General features: G+C 35.5%; 16 protein-coding genes and 2 tRNA genes. 4 read left to right on the top strand and 14 right to left on the bottom strand.

Annotated features, from left to right (window positions below; genetic code table 11):
- Positions 1-83: 83 nt before the first annotated feature.
- From ACNFU2_RS13315 to ACNFU2_RS13300, 4 genes are all read right to left on the bottom strand, one after another.
- Complete coding sequence (locus ACNFU2_RS13315) at positions 84-701, bottom strand: DUF502 domain-containing protein (RefSeq protein WP_172281435.1); 618 nt, start codon at positions 699-701, stop codon at positions 84-86.
- Between the two features lie 22 nt (positions 702-723).
- Complete coding sequence (locus ACNFU2_RS13310; RefSeq protein ID WP_273650162.1) at positions 724-1,302, bottom strand: tRNA-(ms[2]io[6]A)-hydroxylase; 579 nt, start codon at positions 1,300-1,302, stop codon at positions 724-726.
- Positions 1,303-1,365: 63 nt separating this feature from the next.
- Positions 1,366-2,454: an acyltransferase family protein gene (locus ACNFU2_RS13305; RefSeq protein WP_418121999.1), complete on the bottom strand. Its 1,089-nt coding sequence runs from the start codon at positions 2,452-2,454 to the stop codon at positions 1,366-1,368.
- Positions 2,455-2,565: 111 nt separating this feature from the next.
- Positions 2,566-3,450 carry a metalloprotease gene (locus ACNFU2_RS13300; protein ID WP_172281430.1) on the bottom strand — a complete coding sequence of 295 codons (885 nt, stop codon included), beginning with the start codon at positions 3,448-3,450 and terminating at the stop codon, positions 2,566-2,568.
- Between the two features lie 183 nt (positions 3,451-3,633).
- Between ACNFU2_RS13300 and rplU the strand changes: the two genes are divergently transcribed.
- Positions 3,634-4,209, top strand: a complete 576-nt coding sequence (rplU, locus tag ACNFU2_RS13295; RefSeq protein WP_273650157.1) for a 50S ribosomal protein L21 — start codon at positions 3,634-3,636, stop codon at positions 4,207-4,209.
- Between the two features lie 18 nt (positions 4,210-4,227).
- A complete protein-coding gene (gene rpmA, locus ACNFU2_RS13290; RefSeq protein ID WP_007842221.1) occupies positions 4,228-4,485 on the top strand; it encodes a 50S ribosomal protein L27 in 258 nt (85 codons plus the stop codon).
- 313 nt (positions 4,486-4,798) lie between these two features.
- Here rpmA and ACNFU2_RS13285 read toward each other — a convergent pair whose 3' ends face one another.
- The 7 genes from ACNFU2_RS13285 to ACNFU2_RS13255 form a co-directional block, all read right to left on the bottom strand.
- The gene (locus ACNFU2_RS13285; protein WP_418121996.1) at positions 4,799-7,324 is read right to left on the bottom strand and encodes a DUF5686 family protein; all 2,526 of its coding nucleotides are present in this window, start codon (positions 7,322-7,324) and stop codon (positions 4,799-4,801) included.
- A 225-nt stretch (positions 7,325-7,549) separates the two neighbouring features.
- A tRNA-Asn gene (locus ACNFU2_RS13280) sits at positions 7,550-7,623 on the bottom strand.
- A 130-nt stretch (positions 7,624-7,753) separates the two neighbouring features.
- Positions 7,754-8,479: an AAA family ATPase gene (locus ACNFU2_RS13275; protein ID WP_418121994.1), complete on the bottom strand. Its 726-nt coding sequence runs from the start codon at positions 8,477-8,479 to the stop codon at positions 7,754-7,756.
- A gap of 74 nt (positions 8,480-8,553) precedes the next feature.
- On the bottom strand, positions 8,554-11,715 hold the full coding sequence (locus ACNFU2_RS13270; RefSeq protein ID WP_418121992.1) for a S41 family peptidase: 3,162 nt from the start codon (positions 11,713-11,715) through the stop codon (positions 8,554-8,556).
- A 172-nt stretch (positions 11,716-11,887) separates the two neighbouring features.
- A tRNA-Asn gene (locus ACNFU2_RS13265) sits at positions 11,888-11,961 on the bottom strand.
- A gap of 82 nt (positions 11,962-12,043) precedes the next feature.
- Positions 12,044-13,393 (bottom strand): RIP metalloprotease RseP, encoded by a 1,350-nt coding sequence (gene rseP / locus ACNFU2_RS13260; protein WP_273650145.1) that lies wholly within the window; start codon positions 13,391-13,393, stop codon positions 12,044-12,046.
- Positions 13,394-13,497: 104 nt separating this feature from the next.
- A complete protein-coding gene (locus ACNFU2_RS13255; RefSeq protein WP_172281420.1) occupies positions 13,498-13,938 on the bottom strand; it encodes a DUF6646 family protein in 441 nt (146 codons plus the stop codon).
- 103 nt (positions 13,939-14,041) lie between these two features.
- Here ACNFU2_RS13255 and ACNFU2_RS13250 point away from each other — a divergent pair, with 103 nt between their 5' ends.
- Positions 14,042-14,794 carry a nitrilase-related carbon-nitrogen hydrolase gene (locus tag ACNFU2_RS13250; protein WP_273650143.1) on the top strand — a complete coding sequence of 251 codons (753 nt, stop codon included), beginning with the start codon at positions 14,042-14,044 and terminating at the stop codon, positions 14,792-14,794.
- Positions 14,795-14,829: 35 nt separating this feature from the next.
- Here ACNFU2_RS13250 and ACNFU2_RS13245 read toward each other — a convergent pair whose 3' ends face one another.
- Genes ACNFU2_RS13245 through ACNFU2_RS13235 form a run of 3 tightly spaced genes read right to left on the bottom strand, consistent with a single transcriptional unit; the run spans position 14,830 to position 16,942 of the window.
- Entirely contained in the window at positions 14,830-15,129 is a 300-nt protein-coding gene (locus ACNFU2_RS13245) for a thioredoxin family protein (protein ID WP_172281416.1), read from the bottom strand.
- Between the two features lie 17 nt (positions 15,130-15,146).
- A complete protein-coding gene (locus ACNFU2_RS13240) occupies positions 15,147-15,524 on the bottom strand; it encodes a rhodanese-like domain-containing protein (RefSeq protein WP_273650142.1) in 378 nt (125 codons plus the stop codon).
- Positions 15,525-15,532: 8 nt separating this feature from the next.
- Complete coding sequence (locus tag ACNFU2_RS13235) at positions 15,533-16,942, bottom strand: MBL fold metallo-hydrolase (RefSeq protein WP_273650141.1); 1,410 nt, start codon at positions 16,940-16,942, stop codon at positions 15,533-15,535.
- Positions 16,943-17,282: 340 nt separating this feature from the next.
- Here ACNFU2_RS13235 and ACNFU2_RS13230 point away from each other — a divergent pair, with 340 nt between their 5' ends.
- Positions 17,283-18,809, top strand: coding sequence for a helicase HerA-like domain-containing protein (locus tag ACNFU2_RS13230; protein WP_273650139.1), 1,527 nt, complete (start codon positions 17,283-17,285; stop codon positions 18,807-18,809).
- Positions 18,810-18,827 lie beyond the last annotated feature (18 nt).

The raw sequence follows: 18,827 nt of genomic DNA, 5'->3' as shown, positions 1-18,827 counted from the left end.
TAAGTATTTTATTGTTTTGTAAAGAAAATTTGTTTGAAAATAATTTCAATTCATCAGTATATATTTAAAGGAGCAGGAGAATACTACTCAGGCGCTTTAAATATATTTTCATCGGAGTGGAAACCGGCTACACCACCACTCACTGCAAATTTCATTGCAGAAGCAGCAGACATTCCCACTACAGGTTTGATGTTTTTTTCTTCCGTAACAATTACCCATCCGGAAATAGCATAGGAGTGAGGAAGATAAACAGCAACATAATTATGTTTATCCACATCTGCCATTTCTTTCTGGGTTAAAAAACCAATTCTCCAGATCTCAGGATGCTCATTGGTTTTTACCCATACAGGATCATTAAATTTTTTCTTGTCACCAACAAATGATGACATTACATCTTTAGTTGGCGTATAAATATGTTTTACCCCCGGTGTTCTTTCCAACAGGCTGTCCATTGTGTCGAAAAAAAATCTTCCCACAACGAATTTATTACCCAGGTAGCCCAAAAGTGCGGTGATTAAAATAGTTGATACAAAAACCAAACCCGGTATTTCTTTTGCCACAGATGGAATTATATTATCAATAGACGTGACAACATACCATATGACAAATATCGTTAGCCCGATAGGTCCGATAATAACAAGTCCCTGAAAGAAATTTTTCAGGAAAAAATTGGCGATATTTTCGAAAGTCAGTTTTTTCAACGTATTCAGTTACTAATTTTGTTTAGCCATGTATGCTTTCCTTATTGCCGTATGACTTAATAATTTTAGCTTCATATTCCAGCCACTCCTCCCAGCGTTTGTTTACTTTTTCGGGATCTCCAAGCTGTCTTGCAAAACTAATGAAAGTTGTATAATGGTTAGCCTCCGAAATCATTAAGTCCCTGTAAAAATTTTTAAGCTCTTCATCTTTGATATTTTCTGTAAGGACTTTAAATCTTTCGCAGCTTCTTGCTTCTATCATAGCGGCAAATAACATTTTATCAACGATAAGATCTTCTCTGCTGCCCTGGATAATGAACTTCATCAATTCATTTACATAATCATCTTTCCTTGCTCTTCCGAACTTGTATCCCCTGCTCTTGATGATCTCATGAACCTGATTGAAATGATCCAATTCTTCCTGTGCAATAGCAAGAAGTTCGGTTACAATTTCAGGGTGTTCCGGAAGCATCGTAATCAATCCGATAGCGTTTGTAGCTGCTTTTTGTTCGCACCAGGCATGATCGGTTAAAATTTCTTCAATGTTTCCTTCCGCAATATTTGCCCACCTTGGATCCGTGGGAAGTTTCAACTTAAACATGTTTTAAAATTTCTGTAAATTTAAAGTAAATTACAATAACAAATCTTGTTTTATTCCAGTTATTTAAGAAGCGGTCTTTCTTCGTAAAAATTCTAAAATATTCCACCCTAAACGATCTACTTTCATTAAAAATCCTGCAATCGTTGTTGCGAGGATAATATTCGTGATATAGATTAAAATCATTAATATCCACCACGGTACATCTTGCTTGAAATGAACGACTAAAAAATAAACAAGGGAAGAACTTATTCCCTGTGCAAAATAAAAGAATATTGCATTCTTTCCGATATAAGTAATAAAATTTTCTTTTGTGATCTTTAATCTGTTATAAAAAACAAATAACGTAACCAGTGAAAACAGGGTCCATATGATATAGGGAGTTTTAGGAGGGAACTTATTTTTATTGATCTTGTAAAATATTTCGCTTCCATAATACCAGAACATCCAGATTAGCAGAATTCCGACCACTGCATAAAGTGCGGGGATAGTACGGGAAGGGATTTTCTTTCCCCTCATTCTATTGGCAATTAAGAAAACCGCAAGATAAAAAGCAACATATCCCACCTGGCCTGTTGGATAAAACCACGGAAATAAATTAAATATTAGTGTCAAAGCAATACACAGTCCTATAAACCAATTAATATGCTTAGGGAAGAATCTTAAAATCAATACACCGAAAACAGCTAATATAAAGTATACTTTTAAATACCAGAAGCTTCCCATTACTACGGGAAATGTATCGGCATTGGTGTATTGATGGAGGTACCAGTTTCCTAAATTTTGCCATTGAGGTTCCGTAGATATATTTGTTGTCGCGTATTTGGAGCCGAATGTAGAGTAAAAGTTTTGCAACCATTCTATAGAAAAAAAGCTTAACCCGAAAACTTTAAAAAAGTAATCCAGGAAAAACAGGAATGTTACAAAAATCATGTAGGTGATCTGTAGTTTAAGCAGGCGGTAGAACGTTTTCTCAATATTGGCTCCGGATGTAATTCCACTTAATGCATAAAACAAAGCTACATCAAATACTAAAGAAAAGACCCTGACTTCCGCCGGGATATAAAACTGTCCTGACCAGAATGCTGTGTGGATGAATATAATGGAAAGCGTTGCTAATCCTTTTGCAAAATCAATGTAGAGATCCCTGTTCATTATGGTAATTGATAAAGTTCAAAAATAGATAAAGTTTGGAAATAATTTTAAAAATAAAAAAGAGGTAAAGCGAACTTTACCTCCTTTCCTAAATATGTTAATAATGAATGTTTAAAGTTTTCTAAACTCTTCAGCAGAAATTTCTCCGGTTTGGATTTTTCTTAACTCGTCCATATATTGGCTCATATAAGCGTCAATTTCAGGATTTCTTGAATTTTTCCCCATTTTATAGGTTCCATTAAGGACTCCTTGATAGTAATAAAAGAAGTTATAGTCGAAATCAGCCGCAGATAAACTGTACTGTCCAAGCAGGAAGCCTAAACGAACAGCAGATCTTCTTTGAGGAGGAGTTCCGTGATGGTTATAACTTGAGGTCTGATAATCTCCGATGCTTTGTGCAAATTCATAGGCTGCTGCAATTTCAGAGAATTGAGTTTTGTTATACCCGTTCGGTCTTCTTAAATAATACCCTGCAAAACCATCGGCTTCAAGCTCATTAGGTCTTGCTGTAGATTCATTTACAGAAGGCAGGTTAAACGCATATTGTAGTTGGTGGCCATATTCATGTGCCAGGATCATAGCATTCACGATATCTCCGCCTTTATTTTTTGCATCAGCGTAGATCGCATAACCATAATAGATTTTTCCTGTAGAGTAGGAAATAGCATTATAGGTGGAGTTGAAATTGGAAGGATCGTTTACAAATCGCAATGTTGGGTTACTTCTTCCCCACATACTGGCAATTTTTGTCATTTGCCCGTTCATGAAGTTGGTGTCGGCGCTCGTTTGTAAGCCGGTTAAAAGTACTGCTGTAGAACTCCAGTTTTGATCAACATAAGAGCAGCTTCTCTGAAGGTCTCCGGGTTGTTCAATTTTAGCATTTTCAGTGGATGAATTTGGTAAGACGTTGTCTTCCATTTTGTCGTCGTTACATGCTGATAAAGATAATACAGCAATAGCTCCTGCTAAAAAGCAGAATTTAAAGTTTCTTTTCATAAAATATTTTTTTGGTGAAAACGAAGGTATAAATTATTTTTTAGATAATTAATATATAAATAGTTAAAATTATTCCTTCGTTGGTGAAAAAGTGTTTATAGTGAAAAATATTGTTTTGATTGTAAGCAGTTTATAAAATAATTTGTATATTTGCACCTCGAAATAACTAAAAATTTATAAACAATGTTTGCAATTGTAGAAATAGCAGGGCTTCAATACAAAGTTGAGCAAGACCAGAAGTTGTTTGTACACCGTTTAAAAGGAGATAAAGGAGGAAAAGTTTCTTTCGATAAAGTTCTTCTTACTGTAAACGGTACAATCACTGTAGGCGCCCCAGCTGTAAGCGGGATCACTGTAGAAGCAGAGATCTTAGACCATGTTAAAGCTGATAAAGTAATCGTTTTCAAAAAGAAAAGAAGAAAAGGTTATGAAGTGAAAAACGGTCACAGACAATCTTTAACTCAAATTCAAATTACAGGAATCACTGGATTTGAAGGAGGTGCAAAGAAAGCAGCTAAAAAAGAAACAGTAAAGGCTGAAGTTCTTTCAGACAACGCAACTGTTAACTTTGGTGAAGATCATGAGTTGAACTATCACTTAAAGAAACACAATTTGTCTCAGTCTAAAGAAAACAGAGAAACTTTAATTACTTTAGGAAAAGCTGTTAAAGTTGAATTAGAGAAAAAAGTTCTTACTCACGAAGAAGTAGATGCTGCTATCGTTAAGAACATTGATCAATTTAAAGCTCTTAATAAATAATAATAATCTACAAATAAAATGGCACACAAGAAAGGAGTCGGTAGTTCCAAAAACGGTAGAGAATCTCACTCTAAAAGATTAGGTGTAAAGATTTTCGGTGGACAAGAAGCTATTGCCGGTAATATTATTATCAGACAGAGAGGTACTCAACACCACCCAGGTGAAAACGTGGGAATGGGTAAAGACCATACTTTGTTTGCATTAGTAGACGGTAAAGTAGTTTTCAGAAAGAAAGCAAATAACAGATCTTTTGTATCTGTAGAACCAAACGCTTAATTTAAGCGTTCTATAAAATAAAAGCCTCAACATTGTTGAGGCTTTTTTATGTTTAAATGGTATGGAATTTTTTCAATATCCTAATTTTGTCTTGAAAATCCGGGAAAGCCTACATAAAAGGATCTTAAAAAAATGATGTTGCTGATCTTGAGCTGTAATGATCTCTTCTAGTGTTTCTGGCTGTTCTAAACCGGCTTAGCTGTAGTAGCCTATATTTTGCCTTTAATCTATTTTGATAACGGAATAATGCTCGATACTCTTGAATGTTTTTACTTGCTTATCAGATGGAAATTATTTGTCTTTCTAAAGTATTTTAAAAGCCTACCTGGAATCCTGCTTTTACGCCAAATGTAGAAATGTCAGGCCTGTTGAGGTAGTTGCCTCTCCAGTTGAAATCTACCCTGAAGATCCTCAGGTTTCCAAATCCAATATTTTCAATTCCGAAACCGTATTCATAATAAATATGATCACTAGGAGCAGAATACTTAAAACCTTCAACGTTAATCTTTTTAGATGCATCGCTCAGTGTTCCGTATGCACTTCTGATAAAAGCTATTTCTCTTAATTTGAGTTTCTTGATTAGTGGAATATAGGAAAGGATTTTACCATTGAAATGATGTTCCAGATGCAGCGTCGTATATGTATCTGCAACGAACTCATAATAATTAAGTTGTGCAAATGTATTTCCTACCAAACTATAAGATTGGTTTCCGGGAATTATATTTTGTAAGGCTAGCGGAACTGTATTGAAGTTTTTTCCTGCTTCAAAATTGATTAGTGTTTTTCCCCAGCTTCCGATTAATACCGGTTTGTAAAACAAGAATTGTAGTTTATTATAATTGAAATCAGCATTAAACAGGCCTTCCAGTCCTCTTGTGTACTTTAAAACAATAGTAGGAGCCAAGGTTCCATGTTCGTGTCTGTCAACTCCGGTTTGTGAAAATTTAGCACCAGGTCTTGCTATTAAGCTAAGGGTTACATGGGAATCATTAACGGTTTTTCTTAATTCTCCGTTTCTGTAATACATAAGGTTGAAGCCGTCAGGATTTGCTGATTTGATGCTTTGCATAGTTCCATCTACCCGTATTTGAAAGTTCTTCCATGGCTCAATAGAAGCAAATACATTAGTTTGATTCAGGGAGCTTAAAGAGGCATTATCTCCCCTTGCGAAGACTGTAGACGAGGCAAATGTACGAGACATGATTCCGTCATCAGTTGTTAGCTGAACACCGAGCTGCATAACATCTCTTCTGGTGCCAGTTCCGATCATAAACCGGTTGACTTTATTAAACATATATTTTGCTTCAACACCATATTTGAACTGCTGATCTTTAAATCCATATGCTGTATAAAACTGGATTCTCCAAGGATCGTTCATGGAAAAATAACTTCTCGCTCCCAGTCTTATTCTGTCTCCCTCTACTTCGTTTACTCCATAAACTGAAAAAATGGGACCCAAATCTATTCCCTTTGTTATGTTGTAGTATCCTGATCCAAGGGTTTCATATAACTTTACAATCCGGTTGAATTTCGGGACCTTCTGAAGCTTATCAAGCATATCATAGACTCCCTGTTCAGATTTGGATAGCGTATCAGGTCTCGCTTTAGCCCAGTAAGCATCATCCTTATCTACAAATTTATTGTCATACTCTTCCTCCTTTCGGGTGAAAACCGATGGAGCAAGTGGCTTGTTAAATTCATATTCCGAATAGTCTACAGTTCTTTTAGCGATGATACTTTTAGATGTTTTCTTTTTTGAGAAAGGGGTCAGCTCTACTACGGTTACAAATTTTCTAGGCAGGAAAGTATTTTCGTCGGGGTTGTCGTATTCCAGCTCTGTGGAAATCCCATTGACGAAATTTACATTCATTTTTTGTGTTGATTTTAACGTCGCTCCTAAAACTGCATAAGTGTCGGTATCAATATAAAGATAGCCCTGAAATGCTAAAATTTCTGTTCTTTTAGGCTGATACCTGATTTTATAAGCATTCTCACCATGTATAGCAATCGTATCGATCAGATTATAGTCATACGTACTAAAACCATCAGTTCCTACAGGACTTGGAAAACCAATATCAAAATAATTCAGGGTATTGTCATAGATATTGATGTCCCTGTAGAGATTTTTTGCCGTTAAAGTTACAATTTGATTATCCTGAAAACCAGATGTTTTTTGAGCTATTAAAAGCTTTTTGGTTTTCTTGCCGGGCTTATTTTCTCCGTAATTTTCATAAATTGATTCATTCAGGAAGATGGGCAGAGCCATTTTTCCACTTGCCGTTGAGTCGGCATAATCAAAGATGAAATCCAGCTTGTTGAAGATCTTTCTCTTCATAAAGGCGCTGTCCAGATTATTAGCGTCAAACTGTATTTTTTCGTATTCCTTATAAGTGTAGGTATCGAATTTACTTAGACCATTATTTCTTTTTCTTTTCCATACTTCCTGCATAATGGCATAAGCGGGATTTTCCTTCTTGTTTTTATATTTTGTTTTCTCGTTATGGATCACAACTTCTTCAATGTTTTCCACCTTTTCTTTGGAAAGCTTTACGAAGATATTATTGGCATTATCTGGGGTAACATCTATACTTTGTAAGGCATAGCTTTTTCTTAAGAATTTTAATTTGTAAATAATACTGTCTGATTGAACGCTGAAGGCTCCCGTAGTTGTTGTTAAAAAAGGTTGATTACTATCATTGATAAATACATCCACCCCGGTAACTTCTTTATTGGTTTTGGCATCAACAATTTTGCCACTTGCAGCATTTTGTGCGCATACAATACCGGAAAATAAAAGAAAAAGGTAGAGATAGTGGTATTTAGAGTTATTAATTAACATTAGGTATTTCTTCAAGCATTTAGCATAAACAAAAAGTATGCTGTTTATTTAAAACGGATAAGATTTAAAAAAATTTCGTGTGTATTTACAAAAATGCAAATGTAACAAAAATAACAGGACCAATTTGATTAATTATGACCTATGATTTTAAAAGACAATAGGATAGGACAGAATTTATTCCGAATGAAAAATAAAAAAGACTTACATTTCTGTAAGTCTTTTTTGCTCCTCCTGCTGGGCTCGAACCAGCGACCCTCTGATTAACAGTCAGATGCTCTAACCAACTGAGCTAAGGAGGAATTTTCCTTTGTTTTAAGTGGTGCAAATATAATATGAATATTTATATCAGGCAAGTTTTACGTTCAATTATCAATGATTTTAAAGTAAATAGGTTGAATTTCAATAAGAAATATTTTGCTTGTCATCTTATTAAATGGAGTAATCCTCAAATAAATAACGGAAATACAATTCCGGGGATTCTAAAAAACTTTTTGTTAACTGATAATGCTCCGTTTCTTTATAATCAATCTGTTTAATTTTATCATCCAGTAAATAGACTTCAGCTTCCGGATAGCTCATCAAAATAGGTGAATGGCTGGAAATAATGAATTGGGCTTTTCCAGCTTTTTCCAGCTTGTGAATAATTGACAATAGGGAAAGTTGTCTTTGCGGAGAAAGAGCGGCTTCCGGCTCATCAAGGATATAAATGCCTTTCTGAAAATGGTTATGAAATAATGATAAAAAAGCTTCGCCATGGGATTGCTGATGAAGAGATTTTCCCCCGTAAGCATCTAAAACACTTCTGTCTTCTTCGGCTACTTCATCAATATATGTTGCGAAATTAAAAAAGCTTTCTGCCCTCATAAAAAAGCCTTGTGCTGTTTTGGTATCCCATGAAAGTTTAAGGTGTTCTGCCAGTTCGGATTCCGTTTTATGAAAATTATAATTATGATTTCTATTTCCTCCCGAAACATTGAAATCGCATTTTTCGGCAATAGCTTCTAGCAAAGTTGATTTTCCAATCCCATTTTCACCAACAAAGAAAGTGACATTGCTTCGAAGTCTAAGATTTAATCCACTACTCAAAAAAGGAAGGTTGAAGGGAAAATCCTTCGGATGGTCTTCGTTTAAATAAATCCTGAATAAATAAGGCATTTGTCTGTTTTTAGTTGATATTAAGCAAAATACATGCAAAAAACAAGACCTACATTTCTGTAAGTCTTGTTTTTTTATTTCTTTAAATCTTTAAGGATTTCCTGTACCGCTCTTTCCAGTTGCGGGTCATGATCTTGCTGTCGGTCTATGAATGTGTTTTTAATATAGATGTCCGGTTTTACACCTGTTTTTTCCAGGTTCTGGCCATCCAGAGTATACGTTCCCCATGCAGGAAGCCTATAATAAGAGCCATCTACAAGACTTTTTCCGGAAGTGAAGATAATCCATCGATAGGTGTCCTGGCCAATGATTTTTCCTAATTTCAGAGCCTTGAAACCGGCAGCGGTCATTTCGGCATCACTCAGCGAAGCTTCGTTGATCAAAAGAACAATAGGCTTTCCGGAAGGTGCGAAATTGGGCTGTGTGGTCATTTTTCCTTCCCGGTATTTCCATTGTAAATAAGGTTTTTGAGAAAGGAAATTTAATACTTTATCATGAACGTTTCCGCCCGTATTATAGCGTAAATCGAGAATAACAGCTTCTTTTTGAATTTCCTGCTCCACCATATCCAGAAGGAAGCGGTCCAGTTCATCAGTAGTCATATTTTTCATATATGAATAGGCAATGCGGCTGTTGCTCATCTGATTTACGCGTTGCCGATTATTGAATATCCAGTCGTCATACAAAAGTCCTTTTAATTCTGTATTTGAAATTGGATGTACCTTGGTGGTTATTTCCTTGCCATTGCGTGTGAAAGTAAGAATAATTTCTTCCTGCTTTTTAGGACTTGTAAAATAAGATTCACGATTTTCGTGTACGTCAATATTTTTTCCATTTACAGCAATCAATTGATCTCCTGGTTTAATGTCAACCCCGGAACGGAAAGCGGGTGATTTTCTTACAATACCTTCTACACTATAAGGCTGGTCCTTTTTAAAGATAATCCCTGTTTCATTGGTAAAATAATTCAGATATCTGGTTTCTTCCTTTCCTGTTGAAGAAAATCCCGTATGTGAAGAATTGAGTTCTCCCAACAGGTCATTCAATAAAATTCGCAGATCATTTCTGTTATTGATATACGGAAGATATTTAGCATACTGCTCCTTTTTTGCTTTCCAGTTGATGCCATGGAATTTTTCATCATAGAAATTTTCTTCAACCCCAGTCCATGTTTCATCATACATCTGGGTAAATTCAGAAGCGAGATTTTTGTTAAAAGTATACTGGATATTTATCTTTTCTGGCTTTAATGTTGCTATGGCCATTTTATAAATGTTACCCTCTATTAATGTAAAAAAAGACTTGTCATTTTTGATGATATAGCTGGCTTCTTTATCGAAAACCTTTTCTGATTTAGCGGTTTCAAAATCCGTGAAAACCTTTTTGAAAAGTTGTTTCTTTCCATTATCCTGATTGGAATTAAAGAATAAAATTTCCTTTTTGTCGTCCATGAAAACGGTAGGATCTTCCTGGTATCCATACCTGTCTGTAACCAGCTCAATCCTTTCCAAAGTGTTTTCAGGATTAATTTTCAATTCTTTTACAACAATTTCTTTTTCTTCCTTTTTTTCTTTGTCTTCTTCTTTTTTATCCTTGTTTTCCTTTGTCGTTTCAGGTTTCTTTACCTCCTCAGTAAATAGCTTATCGAATCTTTCAGATTTGTAAGGCTCATCAAACCAATCCAGCGCCATTCTGTAAATATTAGATTTCTGCATACCTAGCGGATAAGAAGGGTTCGTTCGGTCACTTGTAAAATAAATATACTTACCATTGGGTGACCAAAAAGGATCTTCCTCTGAAACGCCGGTGTTGGTAAGATTTATGATTTTGCCTTTTCCGATATGATAAACAAAGATGTCCAGTTCAAAATTTCTTTTTGCAGAGAACAGTACATATTCGTTATTGGGAGAAAAAGAAGGTTTTGAATTTTGAAAAGCCCAGATTTCATCTTTTACGATAGTTGTAGAGTGTAAACTCTTTAAGTCCATTAATCTTACTTCATCACGACCACTTAAATACACTGCTTTTGAAAGGTCGTTATTCAGGGTTATATTGCGGTTGTTACGCAAATCAGCAGTTAATTGTTTTACCTGGCCTTTTCCGTCTGCAGCAATACTAAACCAGTTTTGATATCCCTGGTAAGTCTGGTTAAAAAGTAATGTGCGATTGTCCTTCAGCCATTTTACTTCTATTACACGTTCCTTTCCGTCAGATATCTGTTGTGTAAACTTTCCTTCAATATCAGAAACAAAAAGAACACCACGGCTCACAAAAGCTATTTTCTTACCATCTGATGAAATATCATAATAAGAAATATTATTTTCTATATTAAAATTTTGTTCTTTCTCCAGTGTTTTATTTGTGTTAAGGCTTATATTAAGAGCTTTTATATCTTTTGTAGCTACGTCATAGGTGTAAAGCTGATAATCTTTTTCAAATATTACTTTGGATCCGTTAGCTGAAACAAATGGCTTTTTAATAGAGGTTTCAAATTGTGTTAAAGGTGCCTTTTTGCCATTTTTAAGTTCATAAAGATTATATTCATTGTTATTTTCATCAGAAATAAAATAAATAGTCCCATTTTTATCTACGCTCGGATTAAAATCTTTTCCTGCATAGTTCGTATATTGTTTAAAGGAATTGTTCTTGGGATTATAACCTAAAATATCAGGATTGTTTTCTCCTTTATAGTGTTTGCGATGTACCTGATTGGCGCTTTCTGATGAACTTGTGAAAAGATATTCACCCGCAGGAGTTTCTGCCAGGCCGTTTGTATTATTAAAGTAATTGTTGAAAAGCTTTTGTGGTGTTTTGCCTTCAATAGTAGTTTTAAAACTTCCAAAGTTATTATTCCTGTTTGAGGTAAAATAAATAGTTTTACTGTCCCATCCCCAGTTTTCTATTTCATCTTTTCCTGTGTGAAATGTTAACTGTTTAATGCTTCCTCCTTCAGCAGGCATCACATACACGTCATAATTTCCGTATTGATTGGAACTGAATGCAAGCCATTTTCCGTCTGGAGAAATGCGTGGATTAATTTCCTCTCCCTCCAGGGCTGTGATTCTGGAAGCGTTTCCGCCATTGGAGTCCACTTTCCAGATGTCTCCATCATAAGCAAAATAAGCGGTTTTCCCATCCGGGCTTAATGAAGGATTTGATAAAAAATAAGATTTTTCCTGTGCTGAAACTTGAATGCTAGCAAAGGCTGCTAATAACGAAATAAAGATTCTTTTCATGAGATAATTAGATATTCCTGGGGATATGTTGTCATACTTTGCTCTGCAAAATATTTCCTCTTATAATTATTTAATAAGTTGCAAATATCTAATTTTTTAAGAATATCAGGATCTTTTGCATTATTAAATGTGATATGCAAAAAAAAGACTTACAGAAATGTAAGTCTTTTTGCTCCTCCTGCTGGGCTCGAACCAGCGACCCTCTGATTAACAGTCAGATGCTCTAACCAACTGAGCTAAGGAGGAATGTCCCTTTGTTTTTAAGTGGTGCAAATATAGGACGAATATTTATACCAGGCAAATTTTTCTTTTGAAAATTTAAAAAATATTATAATTTTCCTGTGAATATTTTAAAGATATCGCTTCCGAAAATCAGTAACATTAAGCCTAACAGAAAGATAACACCAATCATTTGTGCATTTTCCAATACTTTTTGAGGAACTGGTTTTCCGAAAATAATTTCATACAATGTAAATAAAACGTGTCCCCCATCTAATCCTGGAATAGGAATAAGATTCAGGAAAGCCAGCCAGATCGAAAACATTGCTGTAAAGCTCCAGAATGCAGGCCAGTTAATCGCAAAGCTACCATCTGCTGCCTTATTTACGGGCATAGATTTTACAATTGCAATAGGTCCACCTACATTTTTGTATCCTTGAATTTTAGAGTTGAACATAATTTTGAACTGCTTTACCTGCATGGTTAAAGCTTCAATGGTTCTTTCAAAACCTCTTGGAATAGATTCTCCGAAAGAGTATTTTTTGTCAGTAACTACACTTGCAAGACTTTTTTGGTCAACAGCAATTCCTAATTTACCATTTTTATCTACTGGTGCGGAGATAGTTTGCTTTTCAGTACCACGATTAACCTCAATGCTTACTGTTTTTCCTTTATTTTCAGCTAATGTAGAACTTACCTCGTCGAAGAAAGGAGTTGGTTTACCATTGATGGCTACAATTCTATCGCCTTTCGCCAACCCTGATGCTTTTGAAGAAGGAGTCGCTAAAGAATCAATGATCATGGGAATTCTGGGAGTGATATAAAGCTTTGCTTCTCTTTGTCTGATAACATCAGCTACACCATCTTCATTCACTTTGAATGTAATTTCCTTACCCCCTCTAAGAACAGTAACATGATCACTAAAAAGTATATTAATAGCTGAATTTTCCAATCTTTCTGCTGGTTTTCCATCGATAGAGACAATTTTATCACCATTTTGGAATCCCATTTTTTTACCGGCATCTGTTACGCCGATACCATTGTCAAATTTTGTAAGATCTGTATACATTTCTCCATTAAAAAGAGAAAGACAGCTATAAATTAACCACGCAAGGAAAAAGTTTACCGTAACTCCTCCCAACATAATGATAAGTCTCTGCCAAGCCGGTTTTGCACGGAATTCCCATGGTTGTGCCGGTTGTTTTAATTGTTCGGTATCCATGCTTTCATCCACCATTCCGGCGATTTTCACGTAGCCTCCAAAAGGAAGCCATCCGATACCGTATTCTGTTTCACCGATTTTTTTCTTTGCGATAGAAAACCAAGGATCGAAAAATAAATAAAACTTTTCTACTTTGGTTTTGAACCATTTGGCGGGCAAAAAATGCCCCAGTTCATGAAGAACGACTAAGATAGAAATGCTTAATATGAATTGAAAAATTTTAATTGCTAATTCCATTAATAAATTTTAGATTTTAATTTGCAAAGGTAACAATTATCAAAACTATGCCAAATAAAAAAGCTCCTCATATAGAGAAGCTTTGTCATATATTAAGACTGTTTTTACAAATTAAGGGAAACCCCCAGGCTGCCATTGTTTCCAACTTCTGCAAATACACCGATTCTCTCAGTGAAAAAGTAACGGGCACCGATATGGGCGCCGATTCCAAAATCTTTTCCGAGAACCCCAAGATCAACTCCGGGATAAATGTCCAGCTTTTCAGGGAGCTGTAATGCTTCTTTTAAATGAAAATTAAGCCTTCCAAAGATGAAGACCTTGTTGTCATTGTCATTATTTTTATATCCGCTAAAGTAGCCGTTCAGCCCGGCACCAACTGATATAAGTTTATTGAGCCCGTAATCATAAGTCCCTGTAATTCCTGTTCCATATCCCCATGCACTGAATCCCAATTGCACTTTCTGATCACCCTTTCCTGTCCATGCCTGGGCATTTACGGCAGTTCCAAAGAAGAAGACCGCTAAAATAAAAACCAATTTCTTCATAAATATTACACTTTAGTTCTATTAATTAAGAATAATCAGCTACAAAAATAGAACCGAAACCGATTAAAAATCCTATTTTTATACAAGATTTTGAACGACTTTTATGAAAATTAAAGGATTAAATTTAGATATTATCTGGAAAGATAAGGAAAGTAACTTTCGTTTAATAGAAGAGGAATTAAATAATCAGGATGCTGATATTTTTCTTTTACCCGAAATGTTCTCAACAGGTTTTTGTATGGATGCTTCTGAGGTTTCAGACCGTAATGAGGAAGCTTTAAGTTTCTTACACAAGATGTCAAAAGAGAAAGGATCCGCTTTTTGTGGAAGTGCTCCTGTAGAACAAGATGGGAAATTTTACAACAGGTTGTATTTCGTAAAGCCTGATTCGTCAGTTGTTTTTTATGATAAAAGACATTTGTTCTCTTTCTCTGGAGAGGATAAGGTGTATACCCCAGGAAAAGAAAGGGTTATTGTTGAATATAAAGGATTCCGCATTTTGCTTCAGGTTTGCTACGATCTTCGTTTTCCTGTTTTTGCAAGAAATAATGATGATTATGATGCAATCTTTTATGTAGCCAATTGGCCGGAGAAGCGAGTGGGAGCCTGGGAGCACTTGCTGAAAGCCAGGGCTATTGAAAATTTATCATACGTTTTTGGATTGAACAGGATAGGAACCGATGGAAATAATTTATTCTATCAGGAAAGCTCACATTGTTTTTTTGCTGATGGAAGAGACATTGCCCAAAAAGAAAAGAATATTGTGTCTGCAGAATTGAATATGAATGAGCTTTTGGATTTCAGAAAGCATTTCCAGTTTTTGAATGACCGGGATCAATTTTCAATTCAGATGTAATTATCGAAATAAAAAAGCTGTGAAATTTCACAGCTTTATTCATATTGTTTCAGCAATTGGGTTAAAGTATTGACGTCATGTACGCCACTTTCTTTCCACAAAAGTTCTCCGTGTTTAAATATAGCCAAAGTAGGGACACCACGAACTCCATATTGTGAAGCAATAGCCGGATACTGGTCTACGTCTACTTTAATAATTCTTGCTCCTTCACCTACATTTTCTTTAACTGTTGTGAGTACTGACGACTGAACCTTACACGGTTGGCACCAGGTCGCAAAAAAGTCAATTAAAACAGGTCTTTCGGAATTAATTAATTCTTTAAATTTTTCTGACATGATTTTTGGTGTTTTTATTATTTGGGGCTATCAGCCTCTTTCTGGATTGCCTTTACATTTTTCCAGCTTGTCCCGTCATAGGCTTCCACTCCGTTTTTCTTTAAAATCTCTACTGCCTGGTCCGCCTGGATTCCTTTGTTGCAAAAAACCACTACTTTTTTGCCTTTTAAGGACTCAATATTATTTTGAATCTCAGCAAGCGGGATGTTGATTGCATCTTTTGCTGTTCCTTCCTTATACTGCTCCGGAATTCTAACGTCTACCAAAGTAACATCACTACTGTTTACTATTTGTTTAATATCAGCTGGGGCATTATTCTTCGATACACTTGAATTTTTACATGCACTTAACGTTACAGATACAGCAAAAATAAATCCGCAAACCTTATTTCTCATTCGTTAATTTACAATGTTTTCGACTGGCAGACAAAATCCGAAGTGGGTAGTTTTTCCGTTTTTTTAATTCCGTTAAAACCTCCTTCGATTTCAGTGAAATTTCTGATCCCGTGTGAGTTAAGAATGCTTGCGGCAATCATGCTTCTATATCCTCCTGCGCAATGAAGGAAGAAATGTTCCGAGTCATCAATTGAACTGATCCAGTCGCTGATGGAGTCTAATGGCTTATTAAATGCGTTATCAATATGTTCAGCTGCATACTCAGTCAGTTTTCTGACATCAATAACCGTAGACTGATCATTGAATTCTTCTACAAATTCTGAAGGAGAAATCCTTTTAATCTCATCAGTTTCTTTATTGGCATTCTGCCATGATTGAAAACCTCCATTCAAATACCCTAAAACGTTATCAAATCCAACTCTGCTTAACCGGGTAATCACTTCTTCTTCGGTTCCTTTATCTGAAACCAATAACAGTGGATGTTTTACGTCTACGATCAATGTTCCTACCCAAGGAGCAAAATCTCCTTTCAGTCCGATATTAATAGAATTAGGAATAAAGCCTTTATGGAAATCGGCAGCGCTTCTGGTATCTAAAATAAGTGCTCCGGAGTCTTCAGCGATGATCTCAAAATCTTCTACAGAAATTGGATTAAGACCTTTATCCATTACGGTATCTATGCTTTCATAACCCCCTTTATTCAAAGCTACATTCATTCCGAAATATTTCGGTGGGGCAGTAAGGCCGTCCAAAACTTCTTTTATAAAAGATTCTTTATCGGGTTGGTTTAAAGCGTAGTTGGTTCGTTTTTGGTTCCCAAGGGTGTCAACTGTTTCTTTCTGCATGTTTTTTCCACAGGCAGAACCTGCTCCATGTGCAGGATAAACAGTGATGGTATCTGCTAAAGGTATAATCTTGCTATGAAGACTCTCATATAATATTCCCGCAAGGTCCTCCTGCGTGAGATTAGTTGCTTTTTGAGCGAGATCCGGACGGCCAACATCTCCTAAAAATAAAGTATCACCCGTGAAAATTGCTGTTTCAACATCATTTTCATCTATTAAAAGATAGGTGGTGCTTTCCATGGTATGGCCCGGAGTATGCAGAACCTTTATTTTTACTTTTCCAATTTCAAAGATTTGATAATCTTCAGCAATTGTTGCTTCAAATTCCGGCTTAGCAGTAGGTCCGTAAATAATAGGAGCACCAGTCTTTTTACTTAAATCCAGGTGTCCGGAAACAAAATCGGCATGGAAATGTGTTTCAAAAATATATTTTAAAGTTACATGGTCTTTCTCAAGACGGTCCAGATATGGTTTTACCTCTCTTAGAGGATCTATAATTGCAGCTTCGTTTTCTGAGACAATATAATAGGCTCCCTGAGCTAGACAGCCCGTATATATTTGTTCAACTTTCATTTGCTTAGTTTTAAATTAAATTTCAGTTAAAGATACAAAGTATTAGATGAATTGTAAACGAAATGTTAAATCTGAATGATAGTTTCTTTCAATTTAAATGGTTTTGCCCGGTTTTAGGAATCGAAAGTTATTTATTTTCAACAAGAAAGGGCAGATTATTAAAATACTAAATTGGTAGACTGTTTTTTGTCATGCTTAAAAAACAAAAATAATTACGTACAGGAAATGGGTCTGTTTAAAAGAAATACGAAATAATTAATCAGAGAACTTCGCAAGAATACAAGTTTGTTGACTTAATATTTTGTAAAAAATTTTATATTTATAAGTTAAAAAAAATCAAATGGCAGATAAAAAACAATTTATTGATGAATTAAGTGCTAGATATACTCCGAAAGGAGATCATATTATATTAGGAAAAGGTATGCTTGATGGGGAGGTAGTTACCGAAGTGAATGTAACCATTCCATTAAAAACAATCAACAGGCATGGTCTTATTGCGGGAGCCACCGGAACAGGAAAAACCAAAACTCTTCAGGTATTTGCGGAACAGTTATCACATGCTGGGATTCCATCTTTAGTTTTAGATATTAAAGGAGATTTCTCAGGAATTGCAGAAGCAGGTGAAATGAATCCCATTATAGAAGAAAGATATGCAAAAACCCAGCTTCCATACAATCCACAAGCCTTTCCTGTTGAATTAATGAGTATTTCCGGTGGTAAGGGTGTGAAATTGAGAGCTACTGTCACAGAATTCGGTCCGGTTTTATTGAGCAAGATTTTACAGTTGAATGATACCCAGCAGAGTATTATGTCAATTGTTTTTAAATATTGTGATGATAAAGGACTTCCTTTAATCGACCTAAATGACCTGAAAAAAGTCCTGCAATATGTGACTGATAATGCAGAAGGTAAAGCAGAATTATCTTCCAATTACGGATCAATAGCATCTGCTTCTTTGGGAACTATTCTAAGATCAATAGTCGCTTTAGAACAACAGGGAGCAACTGATTTCTTCGGTGAGCTGAGCTTTGATGTTCAGGATTTACTTGAGACAAGGGATGGAAAAGGAGTTGTAAATATCTTAAGGGTTGCCGATATACAAAATAAACCACAGCTGTTTTCAACATTTATGCTTTCTCTCTTTGCGGAAATTTATATGACATTTCCTGAAGAAGGAGATAGCGGAAAACCTAAATTAGTTTTATTTATTGATGAAGCGCATTTAATTTTTAATGAAGCTTCTAAGGCATTGCTTTCACAAATTGAAACAATGGTTAAATTAATCCGTTCAAAAGGGGTAGGTATTTATTTTATTACACAGATTCCCGGAGATGTTCCTGAGAATGTTCTTTCTCAGTTAGGATTAAAAATTCAACATGCTTTGAGAGGATTTACTGCAAAAGATAAAAAAGAGATTTCAAAAGCAGTGGAAAACTATCCTACAACAGAATTTTATAATGCTTCTAATCTGATTCAGAATCTTGGAATTGGAGAAGCTTTTGTAACGGCGTTGGATGAAAAAGGAATTCCTACTCCTCTGGTTCAGACTTACCTGATTTCTCCGGAATCGAGAATGGATGTCTTGAATGATGCTGAGGTTTCGGAATTAACAGGAAATTCTGCTTTGGTTGCTAAATATGAAGAAGCGATAGATAAAGAATCGGCTTATGAGATATTAACGGCAAGAATGGAGCAGGCGGCACAGAATCCGGCTCCTACACAAAGAGCAAAGCCGGTAAAGGAAGAGCCAGGGATGTTTGAACAGGTATTACAGAGCAAAGCAGGAAGAACTTTTACCACCACATTGATGCGTGAAGGGGCAAAAGCAGTTTTGGGAATGTTTGGTCTGGGAGGAAGAAGGAGATAATAAAAACATTAGTGCAAT

It is taken from the genome of Chryseobacterium sp. PTM-20240506, from assembly GCF_048296755.1.
GTDB lineage: Bacteria > Bacteroidota > Bacteroidia > Flavobacteriales > Weeksellaceae > Chryseobacterium > Chryseobacterium proteolyticum.
Note: the sequence above shows the minus strand (reverse complement) of the source record. Positions and strands in the feature narration are given on the sequence as shown.

Bases quoted from the DNA above. Each gene is read 5' to 3' on its own strand.
- ACNFU2_RS13300 (WP_172281430.1), bottom strand. From the start codon at position 3,450: ATGAAAAGAAACTTTAAATTCTGCTTTTTAGCAGGAGCTATTGCTGTA.
- ACNFU2_RS13275 (WP_418121994.1), bottom strand. From the start codon at position 8,479: ATGCCTTATTTATTCAGGATTTATTTAAACGAAGACCATCCGAAGGAT.
- ACNFU2_RS13270 (WP_418121992.1), bottom strand. From the start codon at position 11,715: ATGAAAAGAATCTTTATTTCGTTATTAGCAGCCTTTGCTAGCATTCAA.
- ACNFU2_RS13255 (WP_172281420.1), bottom strand. From the start codon at position 13,938: ATGAAGAAATTGGTTTTTATTTTAGCGGTCTTCTTCTTTGGAACTGCC.
- rpmA (WP_007842221.1), top strand. From the start codon at position 4,228: ATGGCACACAAGAAAGGAGTCGGTAGTTCCAAAAACGGTAGAGAATCT.
- ACNFU2_RS13245 (WP_172281416.1), bottom strand. From the start codon at position 15,129: ATGTCAGAAAAATTTAAAGAATTAATTAATTCCGAAAGACCTGTTTTA.
- rseP (WP_273650145.1), bottom strand. From the start codon at position 13,393: ATGGAATTAGCAATTAAAATTTTTCAATTCATATTAAGCATTTCTATC.
- ACNFU2_RS13310 (WP_273650162.1), bottom strand. From the start codon at position 1,302: ATGTTTAAGTTGAAACTTCCCACGGATCCAAGGTGGGCAAATATTGCG.
- ACNFU2_RS13305 (WP_418121999.1), bottom strand. From the start codon at position 2,454: ATGAACAGGGATCTCTACATTGATTTTGCAAAAGGATTAGCAACGCTT.
- ACNFU2_RS13235 (WP_273650141.1), bottom strand. From the start codon at position 16,942: ATGAAAGTTGAACAAATATATACGGGCTGTCTAGCTCAGGGAGCCTAT.
- ACNFU2_RS13230 (WP_273650139.1), top strand. From the start codon at position 17,283: ATGGCAGATAAAAAACAATTTATTGATGAATTAAGTGCTAGATATACT.
- ACNFU2_RS13285 (WP_418121996.1), bottom strand. From the start codon at position 7,324: ATGTTAATTAATAACTCTAAATACCACTATCTCTACCTTTTTCTTTTA.
- ACNFU2_RS13250 (WP_273650143.1), top strand. From the start codon at position 14,042: ATGAAAATTAAAGGATTAAATTTAGATATTATCTGGAAAGATAAGGAA.
- rplU (WP_273650157.1), top strand. From the start codon at position 3,634: ATGTTTGCAATTGTAGAAATAGCAGGGCTTCAATACAAAGTTGAGCAA.
- ACNFU2_RS13240 (WP_273650142.1), bottom strand. From the start codon at position 15,524: ATGAGAAATAAGGTTTGCGGATTTATTTTTGCTGTATCTGTAACGTTA.